At 68.3% G+C, this 6,350-nt stretch carries 6 protein-coding genes; 5 read left to right on the top strand and 1 reads right to left on the bottom strand.

Annotation, left to right across the window (positions count from 1 at the left end):
- The first annotated feature begins 162 nt into the window (after positions 1-162).
- The 5 genes from puuE to B2W70_RS12450 are packed head-to-tail and all read left to right on the top strand — an operon-like array spanning position 163 to position 5,898.
- A complete protein-coding gene (gene puuE, locus B2W70_RS12470; RefSeq protein WP_286746113.1) occupies positions 163-1,134 on the top strand; it encodes an allantoinase PuuE in 972 nt (323 codons plus the stop codon).
- Positions 1,135-1,188: 54 nt separating this feature from the next.
- Positions 1,189-2,997, top strand: coding sequence for a 2-oxo-4-hydroxy-4-carboxy-5-ureidoimidazoline decarboxylase (gene uraD / locus B2W70_RS12465; protein ID WP_286746111.1), 1,809 nt, complete (start codon positions 1,189-1,191; stop codon positions 2,995-2,997).
- A 58-nt stretch (positions 2,998-3,055) separates the two neighbouring features.
- Positions 3,056-4,309, top strand: a complete 1,254-nt coding sequence (locus tag B2W70_RS12460) for a M20 family metallopeptidase (protein WP_286746109.1) — start codon at positions 3,056-3,058, stop codon at positions 4,307-4,309.
- Between the two features lie 36 nt (positions 4,310-4,345).
- Complete coding sequence (locus B2W70_RS12455; protein ID WP_286746108.1) at positions 4,346-4,942, top strand: NAD(P)H-dependent oxidoreductase; 597 nt, start codon at positions 4,346-4,348, stop codon at positions 4,940-4,942.
- An 8-nt stretch (positions 4,943-4,950) separates the two neighbouring features.
- Positions 4,951-5,898, top strand: a complete 948-nt coding sequence (locus B2W70_RS12450; RefSeq protein ID WP_286746107.1) for an isopenicillin N synthase family dioxygenase — start codon at positions 4,951-4,953, stop codon at positions 5,896-5,898.
- A gap of 5 nt (positions 5,899-5,903) precedes the next feature.
- Here B2W70_RS12450 and B2W70_RS12445 read toward each other — a convergent pair.
- Positions 5,904-6,350 (bottom strand): methyl-accepting chemotaxis protein (locus tag B2W70_RS12445; protein WP_286746106.1); only part of this gene is annotated, 447 nt, incomplete at its 5' end.

Below are 6,350 nucleotides of genomic sequence, written 5' to 3'. Positions count from 1 at the left end.
GCCGAGCACATCGCCATCCTCAAGGCCATCGAAGCCCGTGACGCCGACACCGCCGCCGCGCTGGTCGACGACCACCTGATGACGGTGGAGCACCAGCTCACCGAGCGCCCGCGCGCGCCGCACATCCCTCCGCTGATCGCCCGACGCCAGAGCTGAGCGCCCATGCCTGAAACGACGCCACCCACCACGATGTCGAGCCCCTACCCCCGCGACCTCATCGGCCACGGCCGCAACCCGCCGCACGCGCGCTGGCCCGGTGGCGCGCGCATCGCCGTGCAGTTCGTGCTGAACTACGAAGAAGGCGGCGAGAACAACGTGCTGCATGGTGACGCCGGCAGCGAGCAGTTCTTGAGCGAAATGTTCAACCCGCCCGCCTACCCCGATCGGCACATGAGCATGGAGTCGATCTACGAGTACGGCTCGCGCGCAGGCGTGTGGCGGCTGCTGCGCGAGTTCGAGCAGCGGGGCCTGCCGCTGACCATCTTCGGCGTGAGCATGGCCTTGCAGCGCCACCCCGAACTCACCCAGGCCTTCAAGGACCTGGGCCACGAGATCGCCTGCCACGGCTGGCGCTGGATCAGCTACCAGCAGGTCGACGAGGCCACCGAGCGCACGCACATGCTGGAAGGCATGCGCATCATCCAGGAGCTGACCGGCGAGCGCCCGTTGGGCTGGTACACCGGCCGCGACAGCCCCAACACGCACCGCCTGGTCGCCGACTTCGGGGGCTTCGAGTACGACAGCGACCACTACGGTGACGACCTGCCCTTCTGGATGCCCGTCACCAAATCGAACGGCGAGGTCGTGCAGCAGCTCATCGTGCCCTACGCCATGGACACGAACGACATGCGCTTTTGCCTGCCCCAGGGCTTCTCGCAGGGCGAAGACTTCTTCACCTACCTGCGCGACGCCTTCGACGTGTTGTACGCCGAAGGCGACCCCAACGGCCTGGACCGCCCCAAGATGCTGAGCATCGGCATGCACTGCCGCCTGCTGGGACGCCCCGGCCGCATGCGCGCCCTGCAGAAATTCCTCGATCACATCCAGGCCCACGAGCACGTGTGGGTCTGCCGCCGCATCGACATCGCCCGCCACTGGCGCGCCACGCACCCCGCGCCCGCCACCAACGCTTGAGGTGGGCGAACTCGCCCGAACACACCCGCCTCCGACCGCCCCGAAGCCACCGCCATGCCCGCGCTCACCCTCGCCCAGATCAACGCCGCCGACCAGGCCGGCTTCGTGGCCCTGCTTGACGGCATCTACGAGCACTCACCGTGGATCGCAGCCGAGGCCTGGGCACGCAAGCCCGCCGGCGGCTTCGCCAGCCTCGACCAGCTCAAGCACGCGCTCGCGCAGGTGGTGCGCACCGCCACACAAGGTGCCCAGCTCGCGCTGATTCGCGCCCACCCCGAGCTCGCAGGCAAGGCCGCTGTGGCGGGCCAGCTCACGGCCGAGTCCACCAACGAGCAGAGCAAGGCAGGCCTGACCCACTGCACCCCCGAAGAGTTCACGCAGCTCCAGCAGCTCAACGCCGACTACAACGCGCGCTTCGGCTGGCCCTTCATCCTGGCCGTGCGCGGCCCGCATGGCCGTGGCCTGCCCCGCGCCGAGATCATCCGCACCTTCGCTCGCCGCCTGAACAACAGCGCCGGCTTCGAGCTTGCAGAGTGCCTGCGCAACATCCACCGCATCGCCGAGATCCGCCTGAACGACAAGTTCGGCTTCACGCCCGCCGAGGGTGACCTGATCCTGCAATGGGCCGAGGCCCTGGCCGCCCACACCGAGGGCACGGGCCTGGACAACGGCATGGACGACCAACCGCCCCTGACCGTCACCTACCTGAGCGAGGCCCACCAGGCCTGCGCCATCCAGCTGATGGCCTGGATGCGCGCCTGCGGCTTCGATGAAGTCTCGCGCGACGCGGTCGGCAACGTGGTGGGGCGCTTTCATGGCAGCGACCCGACCGCCCCCATGCTGTTGACTGGCTCGCACTACGACACCGTGCGCAATGGTGGCCGACACGACGGGCGACTCGGCATCTTCGTGCCCATGGCCTGCGTGCGCACGCTGCACGCGCAAGGCCGACGCCTCAAGCACGGCATCGAAGTGGTCGGCTTCGCCGAAGAAGAAGGCCAGCGTTACCGCGCCACCTTCCTTGGCTCATCGGCCCTGGTTGGCGACTTCAACCCCGACTGGCTCGAGCTGTCCGATGCCGACGGCATCACGGTCAAGCAGGCGATGCGCGCCGCCGGTCTGAGCGGTGAGTTGAAAGACATCCAGGCGCTCCAACGCGACCCGTCTCGCTACCTCGGCTTCGTCGAGGTGCACATCGAACAAGGCCCCGTGCTCGACGGTCTCGACACGCCGCTGGGCATCGTCACCTCCATCAACGGCGCCAAGCGCTTCAGCTGCGAGGCCGTTGGCACCGCCTGCCACGCCGGCACCACGCCCATGCCCATGCGGCAGGACGCCGCCGCCGCCGTGGCCGAGGTCATCCTGGCCGTTGAAGCCCGCGCACAACAAGACGCCAACTCGCCAGCCGGCCCGTCCGTCGGCACCGTCGGCGTTCTCAGCGTGCCGCAAGGCTCCATCAACGTCGTGCCCGGTCGCTGCCAGTTCACGCTCGACCTGCGCGCGCCCACCGATGCCCAGCGAGACGCGCTCGCCGCCGACGTGTTGGCGCAGACCCAAGCCATCGCCCAGCGCCGTGGCGTGCACATCCGCTGCGACCTGCACCTCACGGTGGCCGCCGCCCCATCAGACGCCGCCTGGCAAGCCCGTTGGGAGCAGGCTGTCACGCAGATGGGCCTGCCCGCCTTCCGACTGCTCAGCGGCGCAGGCCACGACGCCATGAAGCTGCACCAGGTGCTGCCGCAAGCCATGCTCTTCGTGCGGGGCGGCAACGCCGGGATCAGCCACAACCCGCTGGAGACCATCACCAACGACGACGCCCAGCGCGCCGTCAACGCTTTCATGAACCTGCTGGACGCGCTCTGAGCGCTTTGCAAACGCCCTCCAGGCTCACCCCATCCGATCGACCGCAGACCTGCCGCGCATGACCACCGCCACCTCCACCTACGACGCCCTCGACGCCTGGGTCGATGCCCACTTCGATGAAGAGGTGCGCTTCCTGCAGGCTCTCGTGCAGGTGCCCACCGACACCCCGCCCGGCAACAACGCGCCGCATGCCGAGCGCACGGCGCAGCTGCTGGCCGGCTTCGGCTACCAGGCCGAGTCACACCCCGTTCCAGCCGACGACGTGCACGCCTACGGCCTGCAAAGCCTCACCAACCTGATCGTGCGCCGTCGCTACAGCGACAGCGGCCGCACCGTGGCACTCAATGCCCACGGCGACGTCGTGCCTCCCGGCGAAGGCTGGACGCACGATCCCTACGGCGGCGAAGTGGTCGACGGCAAGCTCTACGGCCGCGCATCGGCCGTCAGCAAGAGCGACTTCGCCACCTTCACCTTCGCCTTGCGAGCCCTGGACGCCTTGGTCGCCAAGGGACAGGCACAGCCCCAAGGTGGCATCGAGCTGCACTTCACCTACGACGAAGAATTCGGCGGTGAACTGGGCCCGGGCTGGCTGCTCAAGCAGGGCTTGACCAAGCCTGACCTGCTGATCGCAGCCGGCTTCAGCCACGAGGTGGTGACCGCCCACAACGGCTGCCTGCAGATGGAAGTCACCGTGCATGGCGAGATGGCCCACGCCGCCATCCCCCACACCGGGGTCGATGCCCTGCAGGGCGCGGTGCGCATCCTCAACGCGCTGTACGAGCAGAACACGCTCTACAAGCAGGTCACATCCAAGGTGCCAGGCATCACGCACCCCTACCTGAACGTCGGCCGCATCGAAGGCGGCACCAACACCAACGTCGTGCCCGGCAAGGTGGTGCTCAAGCTCGATCGCCGCATGATCCCCGAAGAAGACCCCGTGGTGGTTGAGGCCGACATCCGCCGCGTGATCGACACCGCGGCCGCCAGCTTCCCCGGCATCCGCGTCGACATCAAGCGCCTGCTGCTGGCGCATTCGCTGCAAGCCTTGCCTGGCAACGCCCCCTTGGTGAGCGCGCTGCAGAAGCACGGCGAAGCCATCTTCGGTGAGCCGCTGCCCACCAAGGGCACCCCGCTCTACACCGACGTGCGGCTGTACTGCGCCCAAGGCATCCCCGCCGTGATCTATGGCGCCGGCCCGCGCACGGTGCGCGAGTCGAACGCCAAGCGCGCCGACGAGCACCTCGTGCTGGACGATCTGCGCAAGGCCACCAAGGTCGTGGCCCGCAGCCTGCATGACTTGCTGAGCAACTGATCAAGCCATCGGCACAGGCCTTGCGAGTCAACGCCCATGCAATGCCTTGTCATCTGGGCCCACCCCGACCCCAGCAGCTACAACGCCTCTCTGTGCGAGGCCGCCGTCGCGGCCCTGCGCAGCCAGGGCCACCAGGTCACCTTGCTTGACCTGTACCGCGAGGGCTTCGACCCGGTGCTCAGCCCGGCCGAAAAGGCCAGCTACCTGCCGCGCACCGCCGACAACATCGCCGCGCTGCAACCCCACGTCGATGCCCTCAAGCGCGCCGAAGCCCTCATCGTCGTCTACCCCACCTGGATGTACGGCCCGCCCGCCATCCTCAAAGGCTGGCTGGACCGCGTCATGCTGCCCGGTGTGGCCTTCAACGTTGGCGCAGGTCCACATCGCCCCATCACAGGCTGCCTGGACCACATCCGCTGCTTCGTGGGCATCACCACGTCTGGCGCGCCATGGTGGTGGTTGCGCGTGGTTGGCGACCCTGGCCGCAGCCTGTTCATGCGCGGACTGCGCCCGCTGTTCGCCAAGCGTTGCCAAAGCCGCTGGCTCCAACTGCACGGCATGAACCACCAGACACCAACAGCCCGCCAACGCTTTCTGCAGCGCGTGCACGACACGCTTGCCAAACTGAACTGAGCTCACCCATGCCTCGCAGCCTGCCCATCATCGACATCGGCCGCACCGAAGGCCTGCCCGAGCGCCTGGACTCGGCCTGCCGGCACGAGGGCTTTTTCTACGTGGTGGGCCATGGCATCGACCCGCTGGTGCGTGCCCACGCCTTCGGTGCCGCAAGGCGTCTGTTCGAGCTGCCCGATGAGGTCAAAGCCCGCTGGCACATCGAGCGCAGTGGCATCCACAGGGGCTGGGATCCGGTGGCGTGGCAGTCGCTGGAGCCGGGGCGCCCTGGCGACCTCAAGGAGAGCTTCTACCTCGGTGTCGATCGCCATCGCGACGACCCCCTGGTGCAAGCCGGAACGCCCAACCACGGCCCCAACCAGTGGCCCGACGAGGGCCTGGTGCCGGGCTTCCGAGCCGCCATCGAGCGCTACGAATCGGCAACCCAGGAACTCGCCAGGCGCCTGCTGTCGGGCATCGCTCAGGGTCTGGGCTTGCCCTCGCGCTATTTCGACGCGTTCATGCGTGACCCGATGCCCGTTCTGCGCCTGCTGCACTACCCCCAACAGCCCGCATCCGACGCCGCCCTGCCCGGTCAGATTGGCTGCGGCGCCCACACGGATTGGGGCAGCATCACCCTGCTCGCGCAGGACGAAGCCGGGGGCCTGCAAGTGCAAGATGAGCAAGGCCAGTGGTTCGACGCCCCACCCGTGGCCGATGCCTACGTGGTCAACCTGGGCGACATGATGGCGCGCTGGACCAACGACCGCTATCGCTCCACCCCGCACCGGGTGCTCAACCCGAGCGGGCGCGACCGCCTGTCCATCGCCTATTTCTTCGACATGGACTTCCACGCCAAAGTCGAGGTGCTGCCGGGCTGCAGCAGCCCGGAGCGCCCGCCCCGCTACGCACCGACCACCGCCGGGCGCCACATCATCGAGATGTACGAGCGCACCCGGGCCAGCAGGCCCGCCTGACCGCCTCAGACCCTGAAGACGGTCACTTCCTCGGCCAGCTTGCTGGACTGGTCCTTCAGGCTCTCGGCGGCCGAAGCGGCCTCCTCCACCAGCGCAGCGTTCTGCTGGGTCATCTGGTCCAGGTGACTGACCGCCACGTTGATCTGGTCGATGCCGTCGCGCTGCTCCTGCGCTGCGGCCGAGATCTCGCCGATGATGTCCGTCACGCGCTGCACGCTGGAGACGATCTCGGTCATCGTCTCACCCGCGTCCTTGACCAGCCGGGCCCCGGATTCCACCTTCTCGACGCTCGCGCCAATCAGGGTCTTGATTTCGCGCGCGGCCTCGGCCGAGCGCTGCGCCAGCGAGCGCACCTCGCCTGCCACCACCGCAAAACCACGGCCCTGCTCACCCGCGCGGGCCGCTTCCACCGCAGCGTTCAAGGCCAGGATGTTGGTCTGGAACGCGATGCC

Source organism: Aquabacterium sp. UBA2148, assembly GCF_002328915.1.
Lineage (GTDB): Bacteria > Pseudomonadota > Gammaproteobacteria > Burkholderiales > Burkholderiaceae_C > Aquabacterium > Aquabacterium parvum.
Note: the sequence above shows the minus strand (reverse complement) of the source record. Positions and strands in the feature narration are given on the sequence as shown.

What these genes read in the sequence shown, in the direction of transcription:
- puuE (WP_286746113.1), top strand. Translation starts at nt 163, where the DNA reads ATGCCTGAAACGACGCCACCCACCACGATGTCGAGCCCCTACCCCCGC.
- uraD (WP_286746111.1), top strand. Translation starts at nt 1,189, where the DNA reads ATGCCCGCGCTCACCCTCGCCCAGATCAACGCCGCCGACCAGGCCGGC.
- B2W70_RS12460 (WP_286746109.1), top strand. Translation starts at nt 3,056, where the DNA reads ATGACCACCGCCACCTCCACCTACGACGCCCTCGACGCCTGGGTCGAT.
- B2W70_RS12455 (WP_286746108.1), top strand. Translation starts at nt 4,346, where the DNA reads ATGCAATGCCTTGTCATCTGGGCCCACCCCGACCCCAGCAGCTACAAC.
- B2W70_RS12450 (WP_286746107.1), top strand. Translation starts at nt 4,951, where the DNA reads ATGCCTCGCAGCCTGCCCATCATCGACATCGGCCGCACCGAAGGCCTG.